Origin of the sequence: Mucilaginibacter terrigena (assembly GCF_004168255.1) — a bacterium.
Taxonomy (GTDB): domain Bacteria; phylum Bacteroidota; class Bacteroidia; order Sphingobacteriales; family Sphingobacteriaceae; genus Mucilaginibacter; species Mucilaginibacter terrigena.
This window is the reverse complement of record NZ_SEWG01000001.1, coordinates 733,312-751,782: the sequence shown is the minus strand read 5'-3', so window position 1 is coordinate 751,782 and position 18,471 is coordinate 733,312. Positions and strand designations below refer to the sequence as shown.

The following is an 18,471-nucleotide window of genomic DNA, read 5'->3' as shown; positions in this document are numbered from 1 at the left end:
TCGCTTTTTAAGTGGTAGCCTTTACACATAATACTTATGAGCAAAGCACAAAAAACACCGAAAAAACAAAACCATCAGCCCGGCATAGAAGCCCAGATGGACCCACGGCCGCAGTATATAAAACCTGATTACAAGGGTGCCGGCAAACTATTAGGCAAAGTTGCACTGATAACCGGCGGCGATAGCGGCATTGGCCGGGCCGTTGCGGTGCATTATGCGCGCGAAGGAGCCGATGTAGCCATTGTTTATTTAGACGAGGATGTGGATGCTAAAGAAACTCAAAGGCTTGTAGAGGCTGAAGGGCGTAAGTGCCTGCTATTGAAAGGCGATGTGAGAAAAAGCGCCTTTTGTAAAAAAGCGGTAGAGCAAACTGTAAAGCAATTGGGTAAGCTTAATATACTGGTTAACAATGCGGGGATGCAGTTTCCGCAGAAAGATCCAAAAGCTATTGATGAGAAACAGCTGGATGATACCTTCCGTACCAATATTTACGCTTATTTCCATTTTGCAAACGAGGCCCTTGAATATTTAAAGGCAGGCGACTGTATCATCAACACCACATCGGTAACAGCTTATCGGTCGTCGCCGAATTTGATAGATTATTCATCCACAAAAGGTGCTATTACATCTTTTACACGATCGCTGGCAACTAACCTTACTAAAAAGAACATCAGGGTTAACGCTGTTGCGCCCGGCCCGGTCTGGACACCGCTCATCGTATCCACCTTTGATGAAGAAAAGATAAAGGAGTTTGGCAGCGAAACCGCCATGAAACGCGCGGGGCAGCCATCAGAGCTTGGTCCCGCTTATGTATTCCTCGCTTCAGATGATGCCTCATTTATTACCGGACAAGTGATCCACGTTAACGGCGGCGAGGTAGTGAACGGGTAAAACATATGAGCGTATCTGATGGATAATGTGAAAGAAAGCTATATCGAACACACCGGCGACCTTAAGCATTGTGAAGAAAAAAGATTGACGATTTACCTTACAATGCTTTTCTTTGGGTTGAAAAAAACCAATTAACCGTTGAAAGATATTTTAGGGCAGGCACTGTTTGATCATTTTAAAGGCGAAAGCAAACATAAGCTTTGGATAAACAACACTTATGGTGATAAAGAAGAAATGCCTTTGGAAGTATTTTTCCGTACAGAGGATGAGATGCCAGGCCTTGAACATAAGGCCCTGAGTAGGTGTTACGACCGGGTTTTAGATATTGGAGCTGGGGCAGGCAGCCATGCCTTGATACTGCAGGAACTGGGTTGCGAGGTTACCGCACTGGATATATCAGAACTGGCAGTTACCATTATGCTGCAGCGCGGGGTAAAGCGGGCCGTAACCGGTGATATTTTTAATTACCACGGAGAAAAATTCGACACTTTATTGCTATTGATGAACGGGATAGGCCTATGCGGAACTATCCAACAATTACGTGTATTTTTACAACATGCCAAAACGCTGCTGAGTGAGGGCGGCCGGTTATTGTTTGATTCTTCTGATATTACATATTTATACGAAGATGATTTGCCCGAAGAGGGATATTACGGCGAATTATCCTATCAGTATGTTTACAAGGGGCAAAAAACCGATTGGTTCAAGTGGCTTTATATCGATCAGGAAACGTTAGAAGCTGTTGCCACCGAAGAAGGCTGGGCAACGGAGTTTTTGTATGAAGACGAGTTCGATCAGTACCTGGCAAGGTTAACACCGGTTAATTAAAAATATATGATTAAAAACGTTTACAAAATTATCAGGATAGTCGCGCTGCTGATCTTATCGGCAGGCACCGTATCGGCACAAACCGAAAAACTGCCGGCATGGGCATTTGGGCCTTTTATACGGCCGGCGCATGTTAATCCGCTCATCAGCCCGGATACTACCACCCGGTTTTACGACCCAATGCGCAAAAAGCAAATGGATTGGGAATCGAACGATACCTTTAACCCGGCGGCAACTATCAAAAATGGTAAGATCTATATCCTATACCGTGCCGAGGACAAATCAGGCACAGGCATAGGGGGCCGTACCTCAAGGCTCGGCCTGGCCGAAAGCAGTGATGGTATCTCGGTAAAGCGGTCGCCGGTGCCGGTGTTATACCCCGATAACGACAGCCAGAAAGAATTTGAATGGACGGGCGGCTGCGAAGACCCGCGCATAGCCATGACCGCCAATGGCACTTATGTGGTGTTTTACACCCAATGGAACCATGATATGCCGCGCCTTGGTGTGGCCACTTCAAAGGACCTGAAGAAATGGACAAAGCACGGGCCTATCTTTCGCAAAGCATATAATGGCAAGTTTTTCAATATCGCCAGTAAATCGGCATCCATCATCACAAAATTAACCGGTGGCAAGCAGGTGATCGCAAAAATCAACGGCAAGTACTGGATGTACTGGGGCGAAACGGGTGTTTATGCAGCCACCTCAACAGACCTGGTCAATTGGGCACCGCTAATTAATGCCGATGGCAGTCTTAAAGCGCTAATATCGCCCCGAAAAAATTATTTTGATAGCGACCTTACCGAGTGTGGCCCACCTGCTATTATCACTCCAAAAGGAATTTTGTTATTATATAACGGAAAAAATAACATCAGCTACGGCGATAAGCATTATACCGCCAACTCGTATTGCGGGGGGCAGGTAATGTTTTCGGCAATCGACCCAACTAAGCCCCTCAGCAGGTTAGATAAGCCATTTTTTGTGCCCCAGGAAGCGTTTGAAAAAAGCGGACAATATCCTGCTGGTACCGTATTTATGGAAGGGCTTGTGTATTTTAAAAGCAAATGGTTTTTATATTATGGATGCGCCGATTCGCGCGTAGGGGTTGCAATTTTCAATCCTAAAAAGTAATTTTTAAAATTGTTTTAATTAAATAGCACAGTTTTGTAATTTTTTTGTGATAATTAAATAAAAACATATATTTACAACCGTATTATCCCTAATACTACGATTGGTGAAAAGGTTTGTTGCTTTATTCTTACTCAGCATACATCTGTTTAACACAGGTGGTTACAGCCTTGTATTCCAATATTTCATACACCAATCCGAAGTACAGATAGTAAAGCAGATCTACGAAAACAAGGTTGATGCTACACAGCTTGTACAAATAAAAGTACCCTTAAAAAGCCCCGGAATAACAGATTGGCCCGATTACGAACGCGTACAGGGGCAAATACAGTTAAAAGATGGTTTTTATAATTATGTAGGCGTTAAAATGACCCGGGATACCATGTTCCTGGTTTGCGTTGCCAATAGTGTTAAAACCAAGCTGTTCAATGCTAACATCATCGTCGCCAAAAACTTTAGCGATGTGCCCCTGAGCAAAAAAGGCCAGGACGCACCCATAAAGAAAACACAATCTGCTACATCAGAGTACAATAACCCTGCGGTAAATTATATCTTTTTAAGTTTCGCAGATTCTATCGACAGAAGAGAAAATCCTATATCTTCTAAATTAACAGAACCTTATATCGAATCTCCGGGCAAGCCGCCTAACCACATCGGTTGATTAATATATCCAAACTTATTATTTCTTAATTCCTGTAATAAAGGTATCGCATCTTGTCGTGATGTGCTTATCCGTTTATTTAATTGAATTAAGATGAAAAATATGAGCATCAGCTACTAATTTGTGAGATTTTTAGCGGCTGATGCTTATCATATTACTTAACCATTACTTAAAAAACTATATGAAACATTCTTTACAATATATTACCAGGTATTGTTTAGCTGTTTTAGTTTGTGCCGCTTTTACCAATACAGTTAGCGCCCAAACCGAAACAGACGCATTAATGATACCTAAAAATTACTTCTGCGCCGCAGGTGTGTACACCCACAACAGCTGGGACCATTACTGGGAAGGCACCTTTAAACGTGATAATGCCAATTTAGGCACCGTTAGCAGCAACATATATGCTGTGGGCGGTAACTATGGCCTAAGCAACCGGGTAAACTTGTTGTTTATGATCCCTTATATAAAATCAAATGCATCGGCAGGTACCCTTAGGGGGCAGCGCGGTGTACAGGATATTAACCTGGCTGTAAAATGGATGGCTGTAAAACAGGAAATAGGCACGGGCCTTTTTAGCGTACACGCAATTTTATCAGGAAGCATCCCGCTAAATAATTACGAGGCTGATTTTTTACCGCTTTCGTTGGGTATGCAAAGCAAAAGTATAGCGCTTCGTGGCCTGGTTAATTACCAGGTAGGCCGCTTTTTTATAGCCGGCGCCGGTCAGTTTGTACGCAAGGACAATGTTACTATTGACCGCGACGCATACTACACTACCGAAATGCATTATACCAACCAGGTAGCAATGCCAAACGTTACCAACTTTTTAGTTAGTTCGGGCTACCGCAGCTTAAGGTTTAATGCCGAAGCTGTTTTAACAAAAATGACCTCGACAAGTGGTTTTGATATCACTAAAAACAATATGCCTTTCATAAGCAACAAAATGAATGCTTTGGCGGCTGGGGCTGTGTTTAAATATAGCTTTAGCAAACTGGAAGGGCTTGAGCTTACTGCCGGTGGCAACTATGTATTACAAGGCCGCAACTACGGGCAAAATACATCCTTTTTTGGTGGTGTTTATTACGTGTTTTCGGTTAAAAAGGATAAATCAGAAAAATAAGAAATAGTCATGAAAAAAAACATACTCCATATATTACCCGTAATGATGATTGCCTTATCGGTATTCAATTCATCATGCAAAAAGGAAATACAGGAACGCAACCAGCAATACCCTGCACTGGCCCCGTCAAATTTAGATCTTGACGCTGATACCTGGACACCGGTATTAACAGCCTCGTCTACATTTACCGTAGCTACGCCTGATGTAATTACCGCACCGGGTTATCTTGCAGACCTGAACGAGATAAAAAGCTATCAGCGTAACCTTACCAGCGAACAAAAAGATATTATTAAATATTGGAGCGCAGGCTCGGTACTACGCTGGAACGAAATTTTGCGCGAATTGGTTGCCAAGCACAACGTACCGCCGTATCAAAACCAGGATGGTACATACCCGGCACCAAGCGCTGCAAACCCGCTGGCTTACCCGTTGTTTCCATTCTCGAACCCACCATACGCCGCCCGCGCTTATGCTTATGTAAGCGCTGCACAGTACGATGCCCTGGTACAGGCCTGGAAATTTAAAAAGCAGTTTAACCGCGCGGCCCCTTATATAAATGATGTAAACATACAGGCGCTGGTACCCAAATCAACATTGCCATCCTACCCAAGCGAGGATGCTGTTGTTGCAGGTGTTACTGCCGACCTGATGAAACTGCTTTTCCCTGGCGACCTTGATTTTATCCAAAAGAAAGTAGCCGAAGAAAAATTATACCGCATTATGGCCGGTGCAAACACACGGTCGGATATGGATGCGGGCGAAGCTTTAGGCAAACAGGTAGCAGCAGTATTTGCAGCGCGCGCCCGTACAGACGGTGCAGGCACTGCCGGTGGTAACCCCGAGGTTTGGAAATCGTTTGAAACAACTGCTACTGCCAAAGGCGAAGTGCCATGGGTAAGTTTAGAATTGCCAAAACGCCCGCCAATGCTGCCTTTGTTCACCAAGGTACAGCCGTTTTTATTTAGCAACGCTTCTATACCTTCTATTCGCCCGCCGGCTCCCTACTCAACCAGTTCGCCTGAGTTTAAAAAAGAAGCTGATGAGGTGTTGGCCATGAGTAACGATCATAGCCGCGAGCACGAGCGGATAGTAAATTATTGGGCTGATGGTGTAGGCACCCCCACACCTTCAGGTCACTGGAATACCATAGCTGCCGACGAATTTGTAAAACATAATTACAGCGAAGTAAGATGGGCGCGAAACTTAGCGTTATTAAATATGGCGCAGATGGATGCCGCTATCGTATGCTGGGATGCCAAGTATTACTACTTTAACCCACGCCCAACACAAACCATGTTTAATATAAAAACACTTACAGGTATCCCTAACTTCCCGTCGTATACTTCGGGCCACTCTACGTTCAGTGGTTCGGCGGCTACGGTTTTAGGATACCTGGTGCCCGAAAAAGCAACCCAGTTTATGGCTATGGCTAAAGAGGCCGGTATGTCCAGGCTTTACGGTGGTATCCACTACCGCAGCGATTGCGACGCTGGTTTGGCCAGCGGTATAAAAGTTGGAGAATTTGCTGTAAACAGGGCAAAAACAGACGGTGCAGGAAAATAAGATTTGAGAGTTATGCTTAGGACAGAACAAAAGATACACTACGTTTTACGCATTGCCGTAGCTATGTGCTTTATTGGCCACGGTACATTTGGTATTATCACAAAACAGGTGTGGTGCAACTATTTTGCCGTATTTGGCATTGGCACCGATACGGCTTACGCGCTGATGCCATGGGTTGGCGTTTGCGATATAGCTATGGGTTTGGTAATGCTTGTTTATCCTGTACGTGCAATTGCATTATGGCTGGTAATATGGGGCGCTCTTACGGCCTTCCTGCGCCCGGCATCCGGCGAGCCTTTTGCCGAGTTTATTGAACGTGCCGGTAATTTTGGCGCACCGCTTGCCTTGCTTATGCTGTCGGGTGGCATCAAAAGCTTCCGCCAGTTATTTACCCGGATAGATGCAAACGCCATTGTCGACGCCAAAACCATTAAAAACGTATTCACTTGTTTAAAAATAGTTGGTTGCCTGTTGCTTATGGGCCACGGCTGGTTAAATCTTATTCAAAAGAAAGGGTTGCTGAGCCAGTACGCTTCAATTGGTTTTGCCCACCCGGCAAAGGTGGCGCAGTTTATCGGTGTTTTTGAAGTAGCGGCCGCTTTGGTAGTACTAATTAAACCGGTGCGTGGTATCCTGTTGTTGTTCATTATCTGGAAGATCTCAAGCGAGTTGTTGTACCCGCATTACGAAGTATTCGAGTGGATTGAACGCGGTGGCAGCTACGGTACCCTGATAGCGTTGTGGTTTGCCATAAAACAGGTATCGCCAGGTTTTAACATGCCTTCTCGTGCAGATAAAAAGGCAGTGCACAACTTATAGCACTGTAGCTTTTAAAAGCTTTAACGTTTGTTTAAGCTTAATATATAATGGTTATGTAAGTAAAGGCCGGGGTGGTTCCCGGCCTTTTTTTGTTTAATAAACACGGGTTTTTATTTTTAAATAATAGATTTACCAAATGAACTCAGCTGAACAAAATTTTAAAGAATTAGGCTTAAATCTGCCGCCCGCGCCAAAACCACTTGGCGTTTACAAACCTTGTTTAATTGATGGTAAATACCTGTACCTGTCGGGCCACGGTACCGTGCAGGACGATGGCAGTTTGATCATCGGCCGAATTGGCGATACCATTAACCAGGAAGACGGCAAACTTGCCGCAAGGCAGGTAGGTTTAGCTATGCTGGCAACCATTAAAGCAAATTTAGGCAGCCTGGATAGGGTTAAGCGTGTTATAAAGGTATTGGGCATGGTTAACTGTACGCCCGACTTTGAAAAACACCCATATATCATCAACGGTGCCAGCGAACTGTTTGCCAAAGTTTGGGGCGAAGAGAATGGCATAGGCGTACGCAGCGCGGTAGGCATGGGCTCGTTGCCAGATAATATCCCTGTAGAGATAGAAGCCTTATTTGAACTGGTATAATGGCAGCGGCAGACTGGTACACCATAAGCAATGTTGATGAGCTGGACACCCCGGCTTTAGTGGTTTATCCCGACAGGGTAAAAGCCAATATTGACATGGTGAAGACGATGATAGACGATGCATCGCGACTGCGCCCCCATGTAAAAACGCATAAAAGTATCGACGTTTCTCTGATGATGATAAAGGCAGGTATCACCAAATTTAAGTGCGCCACCATTGCCGAGGCCGAGATGCTGGGGGTGGCACAAGCGCCTGATGTGTTACTGGCTTACCAGCCTGCAGGGCCAAAGCTTAAGCGGTTTGTCCAACTTGTGAAGACATACTCAAAAACTAAGTTTTCGAGCCTGTTTGATAATGTTGAAACCGCTAACGCGATATCCGCCGAAGCTGTTGGCAATAATATTGCCATACCCGTTTATATCGATTTAAATATTGGGATGAACCGCACGGGTATTGCGCCTGACGAAGCATTAGGTTTATATGAACGGTGCGCATCGTTACCGGGTATAGCTATTACAGGCCTGCATGCTTACGACGGGCATATCCACGATAGCGATTACCGGGTTAGGCAGCAACGGTCTGACGAAAGTATCGCCCCTGTATTAAAACTTGCCGCGGATATTACAACTAAAGGATATCCCGAACCGATTGTAATTGCAGGTGGTTCGCCAACGTTTCCCATCATCGCCAAGCGTAAAAACATAGAATGCAGCCCCGGTACATTTGCATATTGGGATAGGGGGTATCAACTGGCATTTTCCGAGCAGGAGTTTCAAACCGCGGCGCTTGTTGTTGGAAGGGTAATCTCGTTACCGGAAGATGGGAAGATCTGTATTGATGTTGGCCATAAATCGGTATCAGCAGAGAACGAGTTGAGTAAGCGTATCTGTTTTTTAAACGCGCCCGATCTAAAGTTTAGCGGCCAAAGCGAAGAACACCTTGTAGCTGATGCAGGCATAAACCATCCATATAAAGTAGGTGATATTTTATACGGCCTGCCATATCACATTTGCCCAACCGTTGCTTTATATGAACGCGTTATAACCGTTGAAAATAAGTTAGTTACCGGTGAATGGAAAACTATTGCGAGAGACAGGAAGATAACAATATAGCAATACATCAATTTAACCATACAAAAGATGTTTATTATAGATGCCCACTTAGACCTTAGCATGAACGCGTTGGAGTGGAACCGCGACCTTACCCGCCCGGTTGCCGAAATTAACCGGCGCGAAGAGGGTTTAACCGATAAGCCCGACCGCGCCAAAGCCGTTGTATCCCTGCCCGAATTGCGGAAAGGTAATATTGGTTTGGTGGTGGCTACCCAAATAGGCCGCTATGTTGCACCGGATAATAAGCTGCCCGGCTGGCACTCGCCACAGCAGGCCTGGGCGCAAACGCAGGGACAGCTGGCATGGTACAAAGCTATGGAAGATGCCGGGGAAATGAACCAGGTGAATAGCCTGCAGAGCCTTGGCGAGCACTTAGCTTTGTGGTGCAACGGGAAAGACAATGCAGACAAAGCCATAGGCTATATTTTAAGTCTGGAAGGGGCCGATTCGATAGTTGACGTAGGCTTTTTAGAAGGCGCGTATCAAAACGGCCTGCGTGCCCTTGGCCCGGCACATTACGGGCCCGGAAGGTACGCAAACGGTACCGATTCTACCGGTAAAATGGGCGCTAAAGGTATCGAGCTATTGAAAGAAATGGAACGCCTTAATATCATCCTTGATGCTACCCATCTTTGCGACGATGCCTTTTGGCAGGCCCTCGATAATTTTAACGGGCATGTTTGGGCAAGCCATAATAATTGCCGCGCGCTGGTAAACCATAACCGCCAGTACAGCGATGAAATGATAAAAGCCCTTATTGACCGTGGCGCGGTAATTGGCGCTGCCTTAGATGCCTGGATGATGGTGCCCAATTGGGTTAGGGGGCAGTCGACCCCGCGCGGAATGAATTGTAACCTGGAAGTGATGGTAGATCATATCGACCATATTTGCCAGATAGCGGGCAACGCCCTGCATGTAGGTATGGGTACTGATCTGGATGGTGCTTTTGGGCGCGAACAGTGCCCTTATGACCTGGAAACCATCGCCGATTTGCAGAAAGTACCTGCTTTATTAAAAAAGCGGGGTTATACCGATGCGGATATTGACAATATGATGCACGGTAACTGGCTGCGTTTTTTACGAAACGCGTGGAAATAAATAGATGGGGGCAGAGCAGGACAGGTTAAAAGATACAGGCTGGAAAAAGTGGGGGCCATACGTAAGCGACAGGCAGTGGGGAACCGTACGCGAAGACTACAGCGCCAATGGCGATGCCTGGAATTACATTACCCACGACATGGCCCGCAGTAAGGCTTATCGATGGGGCGAAGAGGGTATAGCCGGCATTTGCGACCGCGAGCAATTGTTATGCTTCGCGATGGCCCTGTGGAACAAGAAAGATCCTATTTTAAAGGAACGCTACTTTGGTCTTAATAATGGCGAAGGTAACCATGGCGAGGACGTGAAGGAACTTTATTATTACCTGGATAATACGCCCACGCATTCGTACATGAAAATGCTGTATAAATACCCGCAGCAGCAATTTCCTTACGACCACCTTGTTGCCGAAAATAAAAAACGCGACCGCACACAGCCCGAATACGAGCTAATAGATACTGGCATCTTCGATAACGATGATTACTTTGATGTTTTTGTGGAATACGCCAAGCAATCGGCGGATGATGTTCTTATAAAGATCACCATTTATAACAGGGGCAAAGAGGCAGCGAGCTTAAACGTACTGCCTACCGTATGGTTTCGTAACACCTGGGACTGGGGTTATGATAATTACAAACCGCAATTATCGGCGGGAGCAAACACTATCATTATTGATCACAAAGATTTAGGACGGCTTAGCTTAATGGCCGAAGGTGAAGCTGAGATGCTTTTTTGTGATAATCAAACCAATACCAAACGTTTTACTAATCAAGGCGACAACAAATCCTATTACAAGGATGGCATTAATGACCATGTTGTTTACGGTGCCGATACTGTTAATCATGCCGATACAGGCACAAAGGCGGCCTTTAATTATGATATAAGCATCCCGGCGGGAGAAAGTACCATTATAAGGTTAAGACTGTCTGACAAGGCCGAAAACACATTTAGAGAATTTGACAAGATTTTTGCATCGAGGCAGCAGCAAGCCGACGAGTTTTATAAAGCACTTAGGCCCGATGATAAAAATGATGTAAAAGCACAGATCCAGCGCCAGGCTTATGCCGGCATGCTTTGGAACAAGCAGTTTTATTATTACAACATCCACCAATGGTTAAACGGCGACCCGGCAGAACCCGCCCCGCCAAACGAGCGGAAACAGCATCGTAACAGCAAATGGCAGCATTTTAATGGTAAGGATGTTATTTCGATGCCTGATAAATGGGAATATCCCTGGTTTGCCGCCTGGGACCTGGCCTTCCATTGTATCCCCCTGGCCGCAATTGATATGGGTTTTGCAAAAAGGCAATTAAACCTGTTAGTGCGCGATTGGTATATGCACCCCAACGGCCAGCTGCCGGCTTATGAGTGGGATTTTAATGATGCCAACCCACCCGTGCATGCCATGGCAACCTGGAAGATATATCAGCTGGATAAAAATGAGAACGGTGGCAAAGGGGATACCTATTTCCTGGAACGCATTTTTCATAAACTGATGCTCAATTTTACCTGGTGGGTAAACCGCAAGGACGAAGTTGGTAACAACATATTCGAGGGCGGCTTTTTAGGGATGGATAATATTGGTGTTTTTGACCGTAACACCCGCTTTGCCAATGGCGCCCATTTAGAGCAGGTAGATGGTACCAGCTGGATGGCCATGTATTCGCTTAATCTGTTACGTATAGCCGCTGAACTCGCCATAACCAATAAGGCTTACGCGGATATTGCCTCTAAATTTTTTGAGCACTTTATTTATATCTCGGCGGCCATGGCCAGCCTGGGCGAAGGCGGGGTTAGCGGCCTTTGGGATGAGCAGGACGGCTTTTTTTACGATCAGTTGCGTATGCCCGATGGCACTGCAGAAAAGATGAAGGTACGCAGCATTGTTGGCCTGGTGCCTTTGTTTGCCGCCGAAGTATTGGACGACGCGGATATTACCAATAACCCCATCTTTCGTGCGCGTATGGATTGGTTTACAGCAAACCGCCCCGACCTTGCAGCACTGGTATCGCACTGGGACGAAAAAAGTAATAACGGCAAACATTTGATAAGCCTGCTGCGCGGGCACCGCATGAAAGCCATTCTAAAATATATGCTGGATGAGAACGAGTTTTTGAGCCCTTTCGGCATTCGTTCACTGTCCAAATATCATCTTGAGCACCCGTTTAGCGCAGATATTAACGGCACGCTGTTTAGTATAAAGTACCTGCCTGCCGAAAGCGATGGCAATATGTTTGGCGGCAACAGTAACTGGCGCGGCCCGGTCTGGGTGCCCATTAATTACCTTATTATCCAAAGCCTTAACGAGTACTATTTGTACTATGGCGACGGTTTTACGGTTGAATGCCCTACAGGATCGGGCAATATGATGACCTTGAAAGAGGTGGCCAACGAGATCTACCGGCGCATCTCAAATCTTTTTATGCCCGATGAGCACGGCCGCAGGGCAAGTAACGGAACGAACGAAAAAGTACAAACCGACGCGAATTTTAAAGACCACATCCTGTACTACGAATATTTTGACGGTGATACCGGGAAAGGATTGGGCGCTGCCCACCAAACCGGCTGGACGGGGATAATAGCTAATTGCCTGTATCATTAAACTTAATGTGTTAAATAGACACAATAAATTTCTTTGTTCGAATTATTTGATTTAGATTTACTTACCAAGTAATAAATACTAATCAGCATGAATTTTAACAGGCGCAAATTTTTACAAAGCACGGGGGCTCTTGCCCTAAGCAGTGTTGTTTTATCGGGTAAGGCAGCATCATATTTTAATATTATTAAACGCCCGGTAGGCGTGCAGTTATTTACTTTTTTTAATATTATTGATGATGATGTTAAAGGCACATTAACCAAAATAGCTGCGGCCGGTTATGGCGAAATAGAATCTGCCTTCAGCAAAAAAGGGGGGTATTACGGCTTAAAACCCAAAGAGTTTAAAGCTTTGGCCAACGATCTGGGTTTGTCGTGGAAATCGCACCATGTGCTGGGTGCCCCGTTTAAAATGCCTGCAGGCGCCAAAATGCCAACCATGCCCGATGGTAAACCTATGGTGATACCACCTATGAATAACCTGCAGGATAATATGCAGCAACTGGTAGATGAAGCTGCCGAAGGTGGTGTAAAATACCTGGTATGCGCTAATACCCCAACCGGTACTATGGACGAACTGAAAGCATCGATCGCTGTATTAAATAAAACTGGCGAGGCTGCAACCAAAGCAGGATTAACATTTGCTTATCACAACCATGATATGGAATTTAAAGCGCTTGAAGGAGGTAAAGTGCCTTACGATCTGCTTTTATCAGAAACCGACCATAACCATGTAAAAATGGAGCTTGACCTGGCATGGGCTATAAAAGGTGGTAAAAACCCGGTGGAGATGTTTAAACAGAACCCCGGTCGTTTCCCGCTTTGGCATGTGAAAGATTTGGACGCGAGCCGCGAAAATATCCTGCCTGTTGGCAGCGGTACTATCGACTTTAAACCCATATTCGCGGCGGCGGCAACAGCTGGTATGCGCAGCTTTTTTGTGGAGCACGATATGCCTAAAGATGCCTTTGCAAGTATAAACAGCAGCATCGGGTTCATCAATAAAAACCTAAACGTATAAGTATATTAAAAAAGAATTTGTACAGGTTACTGTAAGTATGACTGTACAAATTCATCATTATTGATGGCGCTTACCAGGGTGTTTATTACCGGTTTCTCGGGTGCATTGGCATCTAAGCGGGTTGAGTAGTCTTCCAGTTCATCAAGATAAGCCACAGCCTCCTCTTCATCCTCAAACATCAATATCATTTCGCCGTTTACCTCTGTTTCGGTGCCGTTTGGGGGCGATGGTAAATTATATTTATCAAATATGCTCCCTTCAAAACCGATGGGTGGAATATTAATTTTAAGCATAACAATTATGTTTATATGCTATAACTGCAAATTATGCTTTAGGTTTGCGTCGTTCTTTGATGTAGCCGTCGTAACGGATCCTTTCACGGTTTAAGCTAATTACCGATAGGTTAGCATTACCGTTTGGGAAAATATCAAGGAACATTTGGGTGGTGCCGGTAACATCGTTAGGCTTAATAATTATCCGGTAACTCCCGTTTTTTTGAAGATCGGCAGTATAATTAAACTTGGTCGACGTAAATTTTACTCCATTATCGCTGCTGCTGTTATAGCCTGCACCCGCGTAAACTACACCAAAATAGGGCAGGAACGACTCCACTGTATCGCGGGACACGGTAACATCATAATCTGTTGTTAAATAGCGCTGGCCCCCGCCATTAGGGTACATGTACGTAGCCTTGAATACGTAATTTTGCGCATCAATAAGTTCTTTTACTTCGGCAGCCTTCTTAGCTTTTTTTATGGCTTTTTTATCTTGGGCGTTAGCAGGTGCTACCATTACAATGGCAAGCGCCCATGCTAAAATTATTTTGATTAAAGTTTTCATTTTTAATAGTTTATATAAATATAACGTTGTTTTTGTTAGACTTGATATTGGGCTGTAAGTTTAATAGCATTAGCAAATTATAACCTTAAATAGTACAACCGGCGGCGCTTTACTGTTTGTTTTGTATATGTTCATATTCGGGTTTTATTTACAAGATGCAGCAACCGGCGGTTTTCCATAAGCAAATCGAAATAAAACAAAAAAGCCATCCGTTTACGAATGGCTTTAGATATTGTTCCCCCATGAGGGACTTGATTGCCTATTATATAAGGCTAACGCTGCGGTTAACAAACTCGGTTAGTTCGGCGCCTGTTAGCAAGCCTTGGGATAACAGGGCCAGGTCAAACGCCTGTTTTGCAAGCTGCGCCTGTACACCCTCATCTTCACCTTCTAAAATTCGGCTTATCAGTTTATGGTTGCCGTTAACTATAACCTTATAGTTATCGGGCATGTTGCCGTAAAAGCCCATGCCGCCACCCATAGCAGCCATATCTTTCATACGACGCATAAACTCGTCCATGGTAACCGTTACAGGTAACTCCTCGGGGTTTAGGCTTTCCAACTCAACACGGTAAGCCGGTTTGTTTATGGCTTTATCAAATATCGCCTTTATTTTGGTCGATTGTTCTTCGGTCAGCACATGTTCAAGTGCGTCGTCTTTTTTTATCAGTTTATCGGCAACGTCAGCATCAACACGTTTAAGCGATGTTTTATCTAATTTTTGCTCTAACTGGCTAATGAAGTGATTATCGATAGGCGAGTTCATCACCAAAACATCGTAACCCTTTTTATTGGCCGACTGGATGAACGCGTCCTGCTTTTCGGCATCGTTGGTATAAATGTAAACCAGTTGGCCATCCTTATCGGTTTGTACGGCTTCAACTTTGTCTTTGTATTCGTTTAGTGTGAAATTCTCTTTGGCGGTATTGGTTACCAAAACAAAATCTTTCGCCTTATCATAAAACTTGTCTTCGCTCACCATACCGTATTTCACAAACAGGCCAATGTCGTTCCATTTTTCTTCAAAACCTTTACGGTCGTTTTTAAACAGATCGGCAAGTTTATCTGCTACTTTTTTGGTGATATAGCTGTTTATCTTTTTAACGTTGCTATCGGCCTGTAAAAAGCTTCGCGATACGTTCAGCGGGATATCCGGCGAATCGATAACGCCGTGCAGCAGCATTAAAAACTCGGGGACGATATCTTTCACCTCGTCGGTAATAAATACCTGGCGCGAGAATAGTTTTATCTTATTACGGGTGATCTCAAAATCGTTTTTCAGCTTAGGGAAATATAATACACCCGTAAGGTTAAAAGGATAATCAACATTCAGGTGGATCCAGAATAGCGGGTCCTCACTATACGGATAAAGTTCTTTATAAAACTTCAGATAATCTTCGTCCTTTAACTCATTTGGCGCTTTTGTCCAGATAGGGTTGGTATCGTTGATGATATTATCAACTTCAACAGACTTGTACTTAGGTTTACCTTCTTCGTCAACGCCATCCTCTTCCTCCTGATTGGTGGTACCAAATTTAATAGGCACAGGTAAAAACTTGCAATACTTATCCAGGATCTGCTGCAAGCGCTGCTGGTTTAAAAACTCTTCAGATTCGGCATTTATGTGCAGGGTGATCTCGGTGCCGCGTTCTTCCAGGCTGCCTTCGCTAATTTCAAACTCGGTGCTGCCATCGCAAACCCAATGGGCAGGCGTAGCGCCATCCTGGTAACTTAAGGTTTCTATCTCCACCTTATCGGCAACCATAAATGCTGAGTAGAAGCCCAAACCAAAGCGGCCGATGATCTCGTTGGCGTCTTTAGCTTCTTTAAACTTCTCCATAAACTCGGTAGCGCCGCTAAATGCTATCTGGTTAATGTATTTTTTTATTTCTTCGGCCGTCATACCTAATCCGTTATCAGATATGGTGATGGTCTTTTTGTCTGCATCAAAAGCAACTTCAACGCGCAGTTCGCCCAGGTCGCCATTGTATTGGCCTAATGATGCGAGGCGTTTTATTTTTTGAGTTGCATCAACCGAGTTAGATACCAGCTCGCGCAGAAATATCTCGGTATCAGAGTATAAGAATTTTTTAATGATAGGAAAAATGTTCTCGGTGTGTATCGAGATGGTGCCTTTTTCTTGCATTGTCTATATTTTTTTTGGTTTGATTAAATAATATGCAAACCAAATATCAATGCCCGTTCCAAAGAGATGGGTTTGCCAAATTGGCAGGATTATTCTATTTTGTTATATTAGTGATATGTTTCGGAAAAATGCCTTTAGAATATTAATTAATTTACTCCTTACAGTTGGTTGCTTGTGCAGCTTTATTCTAATTATCTATGGTGTAAAAATAAAAGAATGGAGTACGGTAACCGCGTCTCTTGCTGTTATAGCAGCGATTTTATCTACATGGAATGCACAACGCTTAACGTGGAGACAAGAAGACGATTACGAACCGGATGTTTGTGTGGCGTTTGACTTGGAAAAAAGAAGCGGTCTTACATTATTATCTGTGAAAAATATTGGTGGTAGTAATGCGTATGATTTAGAGTTAAAATGGGATACGCCTTTGCTAAATCTAAAGAATAAAGAAGTTAATTTTACAGAGGTGCCTGTTATATTAAAAGGACAAACGTTTTTTAAAATCGTGCAAGGAACTGTTATTTTCTTTGATGAAGTTGATAAAGGGTTGCGTTCGAAGATATATTCTGGTACAATTAGTTATAAAATTAATAGAAAAAGCAATAGTTCTTTAAAGAAGCCCTTCTTTATTTCCTTAGAACCTTACCGCAACAGCCCGAGACCATCAACAGATAAACATGACTATTATTTAAAATCAACAAGAATTCCAGAAAATTTAAACGCGATTAATGACACTTTAAAACAACTAAAAACACTCTTTAATAAGTTAAACGAAAAATAATTCCAAAAAACTAAAATTATCTATTTCCCATCGATGCCGGCGAAGTTGGTGTTGCGGGTGTAGCCGGTTGGGCGGCAGGTGCCGGTGCATTTTGCGCGAAGCGTTTGGCTATTATGGCTAATTGCTCGTCGTTTAAGTTAGATGTCGCTTTTAGCACCTTTACAAAAAAGGCAACCTCATCCGTACTGGCGGGGCAGCCAACGCTTTCTCCATAGGTATTTAATGATGCACCGGCAGGCCTTACCTGGCTATCACCTAAAACTTTTCCTTTTGCATTAAGTACTACCCAAAAAGGCAGGCCCGATTTTTCGCCGTGAAATTTGGTCATCATATCCAACGAGCCGGGGTTCTCCAGGTTCTTTTTTGCAGGCTGTTCCATCACATCAAGCGTGGCTGTTACATAATTATCATCAAACATCTTTTTCACCAGCGGGTCGTTCAGCGAAGCTTCCATTTTCCTGCACCAACCGCACCACGACGCGTGGAACATCAGCATTACTTTTTTATTTTCTTTAGCGGCTTTTGCGTAAGCATCTTTTAAAATATTTTCGCTTGTTGGTAAAGCGGCAGTTTGCGCGAACCCGGTTTTGGCGGCAAACACCACAAATAATATAAGGATCGTTTTTTTCATGGTAGCATATTTAAAGTGCAATTTAGCAAATAGAAACTATTTCGTGATGGCTTTAAGTACGCTGTTGGTCATATTTTTCAAGTCGATTACCACTTTGTCATCCGTTATATTTCCCTCGTTATTTATTTTGGAGCGGATAAACTGTATCAGTAAGGTATCAACAACTTTGGCCGATAGCGCGCTAAGTATACGTTGTAACGAGGCATGCGCATCTTCGCCGCCTAAGGATGCGGTTATCAATACCACCGGTTTATTAACCAGTGTGCTGCTGCTTACCAGCCAATCCAGCGCGTTCTTCAGCTGGCCGGGTACGCCAAAGGCATATTCTGGCGTACAGATGATCACAGCATTTGCCGCGGTGATGGCGTGTCTCAAATCAACGACTGATTGTGGTGGCGTATCATTATCCAACCCGGGGTCAAAGGGTGGGATTGTGGCTAAGCCATCGTAAATATTATAACCAACATCCGCAGGTAATAACCCACTGATGTGTTTCAGGATGTTATGGTTTGATGAACCGGCGCGCAGGCTACCGGAGATGGCGAAGATGTTTTTGTTTGGCATAACTCATATAATCTATGTCATTGCGAGCGATAGCGCGGCAATCTCAGCATATCCGAACGTCTTATG

18 protein-coding genes are annotated in these 18,471 nt (G+C 44.3%); 13 read left to right on the top strand and 5 right to left on the bottom strand.

What is annotated here, in order from left to right; all coding sequences use genetic code 11:
- The first annotated feature begins 36 nt into the window (after positions 1-36).
- The 12 genes from EWM62_RS03225 to EWM62_RS03170 all read left to right on the top strand — a co-directional run bounded on the left by EWM62_RS03225 (position 37) and on the right by EWM62_RS03170 (position 13,443).
- Positions 37-891: an SDR family oxidoreductase gene (locus EWM62_RS03225; RefSeq protein ID WP_203234970.1), complete on the top strand. Its 855-nt coding sequence runs from the start codon at positions 37-39 to the stop codon at positions 889-891.
- 138 nt (positions 892-1,029) lie between these two features.
- Positions 1,030-1,719 (top strand): class I SAM-dependent methyltransferase, encoded by a 690-nt coding sequence (locus EWM62_RS03220; RefSeq protein WP_129875187.1) that lies wholly within the window; start codon positions 1,030-1,032, stop codon positions 1,717-1,719.
- Positions 1,720-1,725: 6 nt separating this feature from the next.
- Positions 1,726-2,850 carry a glycoside hydrolase family 130 protein gene (locus EWM62_RS03215; protein ID WP_129875186.1) on the top strand — a complete coding sequence of 375 codons (1,125 nt, stop codon included), beginning with the start codon at positions 1,726-1,728 and terminating at the stop codon, positions 2,848-2,850.
- A 103-nt stretch (positions 2,851-2,953) separates the two neighbouring features.
- Positions 2,954-3,508 carry a hypothetical protein gene (locus tag EWM62_RS03210; RefSeq protein WP_129875185.1) on the top strand — a complete coding sequence of 185 codons (555 nt, stop codon included), beginning with the start codon at positions 2,954-2,956 and terminating at the stop codon, positions 3,506-3,508.
- 181 nt (positions 3,509-3,689) lie between these two features.
- The gene (locus EWM62_RS03205; RefSeq protein ID WP_162499766.1) at positions 3,690-4,631 is read left to right on the top strand and encodes a transporter; all 942 of its coding nucleotides are present in this window, start codon (positions 3,690-3,692) and stop codon (positions 4,629-4,631) included.
- Between the two features lie 9 nt (positions 4,632-4,640).
- Positions 4,641-6,194, top strand: coding sequence for a phosphatase PAP2 family protein (locus tag EWM62_RS03200; protein WP_129875183.1), 1,554 nt, complete (start codon positions 4,641-4,643; stop codon positions 6,192-6,194).
- Between the two features lie 12 nt (positions 6,195-6,206).
- The gene (locus EWM62_RS03195) at positions 6,207-7,013 is read left to right on the top strand and encodes a hypothetical protein (RefSeq protein ID WP_129875182.1); all 807 of its coding nucleotides are present in this window, start codon (positions 6,207-6,209) and stop codon (positions 7,011-7,013) included.
- Between the two features lie 136 nt (positions 7,014-7,149).
- Positions 7,150-7,614: a RidA family protein gene (locus tag EWM62_RS03190; protein WP_129875181.1), complete on the top strand. Its 465-nt coding sequence runs from the start codon at positions 7,150-7,152 to the stop codon at positions 7,612-7,614.
- Positions 7,614-8,726, top strand: a complete 1,113-nt coding sequence (locus EWM62_RS03185) for a D-TA family PLP-dependent enzyme (protein ID WP_129875180.1) — start codon at positions 7,614-7,616, stop codon at positions 8,724-8,726. The genes EWM62_RS03190 and EWM62_RS03185 overlap by 1 nt, the downstream gene beginning before the upstream one ends.
- Before the next feature lie 27 nt (positions 8,727-8,753).
- On the top strand, positions 8,754-9,824 hold the full coding sequence (locus EWM62_RS03180; protein WP_129875179.1) for a dipeptidase: 1,071 nt from the start codon (positions 8,754-8,756) through the stop codon (positions 9,822-9,824).
- Between the two features lie 4 nt (positions 9,825-9,828).
- Complete coding sequence (locus EWM62_RS03175; RefSeq protein ID WP_129875178.1) at positions 9,829-12,426, top strand: MGH1-like glycoside hydrolase domain-containing protein; 2,598 nt, start codon at positions 9,829-9,831, stop codon at positions 12,424-12,426.
- An 87-nt stretch (positions 12,427-12,513) separates the two neighbouring features.
- Positions 12,514-13,443 (top strand): sugar phosphate isomerase/epimerase family protein, encoded by a 930-nt coding sequence (locus EWM62_RS03170; protein ID WP_129875177.1) that lies wholly within the window; start codon positions 12,514-12,516, stop codon positions 13,441-13,443.
- A gap of 26 nt (positions 13,444-13,469) precedes the next feature.
- On the opposite strand, the gene EWM62_RS03165 is transcribed toward EWM62_RS03170, so the two are convergent.
- From EWM62_RS03165 to htpG, 3 genes are all read right to left on the bottom strand, one after another.
- Entirely contained in the window at positions 13,470-13,736 is a 267-nt protein-coding gene (locus EWM62_RS03165; protein ID WP_129875176.1) for a hypothetical protein, read from the bottom strand.
- A gap of 31 nt (positions 13,737-13,767) precedes the next feature.
- Positions 13,768-14,283 (bottom strand): DUF4251 domain-containing protein, encoded by a 516-nt coding sequence (locus EWM62_RS03160; RefSeq protein ID WP_129875175.1) that lies wholly within the window; start codon positions 14,281-14,283, stop codon positions 13,768-13,770.
- A gap of 262 nt (positions 14,284-14,545) precedes the next feature.
- Complete coding sequence (gene htpG / locus EWM62_RS03155) at positions 14,546-16,429, bottom strand: molecular chaperone HtpG (protein WP_129875174.1); 1,884 nt, start codon at positions 16,427-16,429, stop codon at positions 14,546-14,548.
- 49 nt (positions 16,430-16,478) lie between these two features.
- On the opposite strand from htpG, the gene EWM62_RS03150 reads away from it, so the two are divergent.
- Positions 16,479-17,210 (top strand): hypothetical protein, encoded by a 732-nt coding sequence (locus EWM62_RS03150; protein ID WP_129875173.1) that lies wholly within the window; start codon positions 16,479-16,481, stop codon positions 17,208-17,210.
- 16 nt (positions 17,211-17,226) lie between these two features.
- On the opposite strand, the gene EWM62_RS03145 is transcribed toward EWM62_RS03150, so the two are convergent.
- Complete coding sequence (locus EWM62_RS03145) at positions 17,227-17,841, bottom strand: thioredoxin family protein (protein WP_129875172.1); 615 nt, start codon at positions 17,839-17,841, stop codon at positions 17,227-17,229.
- Positions 17,842-17,877: 36 nt separating this feature from the next.
- On the bottom strand, positions 17,878-18,405 hold the full coding sequence (locus EWM62_RS03140; protein WP_129875171.1) for an NADPH-dependent FMN reductase: 528 nt from the start codon (positions 18,403-18,405) through the stop codon (positions 17,878-17,880).
- Between the last annotated feature and the right edge of the window lie 66 nt (positions 18,406-18,471).

Bases quoted from the DNA above. Each gene is read 5' to 3' on its own strand.
- EWM62_RS03225 (WP_203234970.1), top strand. From the start codon at position 37: ATGAGCAAAGCACAAAAAACACCGAAAAAACAAAACCATCAGCCCGGC.
- EWM62_RS03215 (WP_129875186.1), top strand. From the start codon at position 1,726: ATGATTAAAAACGTTTACAAAATTATCAGGATAGTCGCGCTGCTGATC.
- EWM62_RS03205 (WP_162499766.1), top strand. From the start codon at position 3,690: ATGAAACATTCTTTACAATATATTACCAGGTATTGTTTAGCTGTTTTA.
- EWM62_RS03200 (WP_129875183.1), top strand. From the start codon at position 4,641: ATGAAAAAAAACATACTCCATATATTACCCGTAATGATGATTGCCTTA.
- EWM62_RS03195 (WP_129875182.1), top strand. From the start codon at position 6,207: ATGCTTAGGACAGAACAAAAGATACACTACGTTTTACGCATTGCCGTA.
- EWM62_RS03190 (WP_129875181.1), top strand. From the start codon at position 7,150: ATGAACTCAGCTGAACAAAATTTTAAAGAATTAGGCTTAAATCTGCCG.
- EWM62_RS03185 (WP_129875180.1), top strand. From the start codon at position 7,614: ATGGCAGCGGCAGACTGGTACACCATAAGCAATGTTGATGAGCTGGAC.
- EWM62_RS03180 (WP_129875179.1), top strand. From the start codon at position 8,754: ATGTTTATTATAGATGCCCACTTAGACCTTAGCATGAACGCGTTGGAG.
- EWM62_RS03175 (WP_129875178.1), top strand. From the start codon at position 9,829: ATGGGGGCAGAGCAGGACAGGTTAAAAGATACAGGCTGGAAAAAGTGG.
- EWM62_RS03170 (WP_129875177.1), top strand. From the start codon at position 12,514: ATGAATTTTAACAGGCGCAAATTTTTACAAAGCACGGGGGCTCTTGCC.
- EWM62_RS03165 (WP_129875176.1), bottom strand. From the start codon at position 13,736: ATGCTTAAAATTAATATTCCACCCATCGGTTTTGAAGGGAGCATATTT.
- EWM62_RS03160 (WP_129875175.1), bottom strand. From the start codon at position 14,283: ATGAAAACTTTAATCAAAATAATTTTAGCATGGGCGCTTGCCATTGTA.
- htpG (WP_129875174.1), bottom strand. From the start codon at position 16,429: ATGCAAGAAAAAGGCACCATCTCGATACACACCGAGAACATTTTTCCT.
- EWM62_RS03150 (WP_129875173.1), top strand. From the start codon at position 16,479: ATGCCCGTTCCAAAGAGATGGGTTTGCCAAATTGGCAGGATTATTCTA.
- EWM62_RS03145 (WP_129875172.1), bottom strand. From the start codon at position 17,841: ATGAAAAAAACGATCCTTATATTATTTGTGGTGTTTGCCGCCAAAACC.
- EWM62_RS03140 (WP_129875171.1), bottom strand. From the start codon at position 18,405: ATGCCAAACAAAAACATCTTCGCCATCTCCGGTAGCCTGCGCGCCGGT.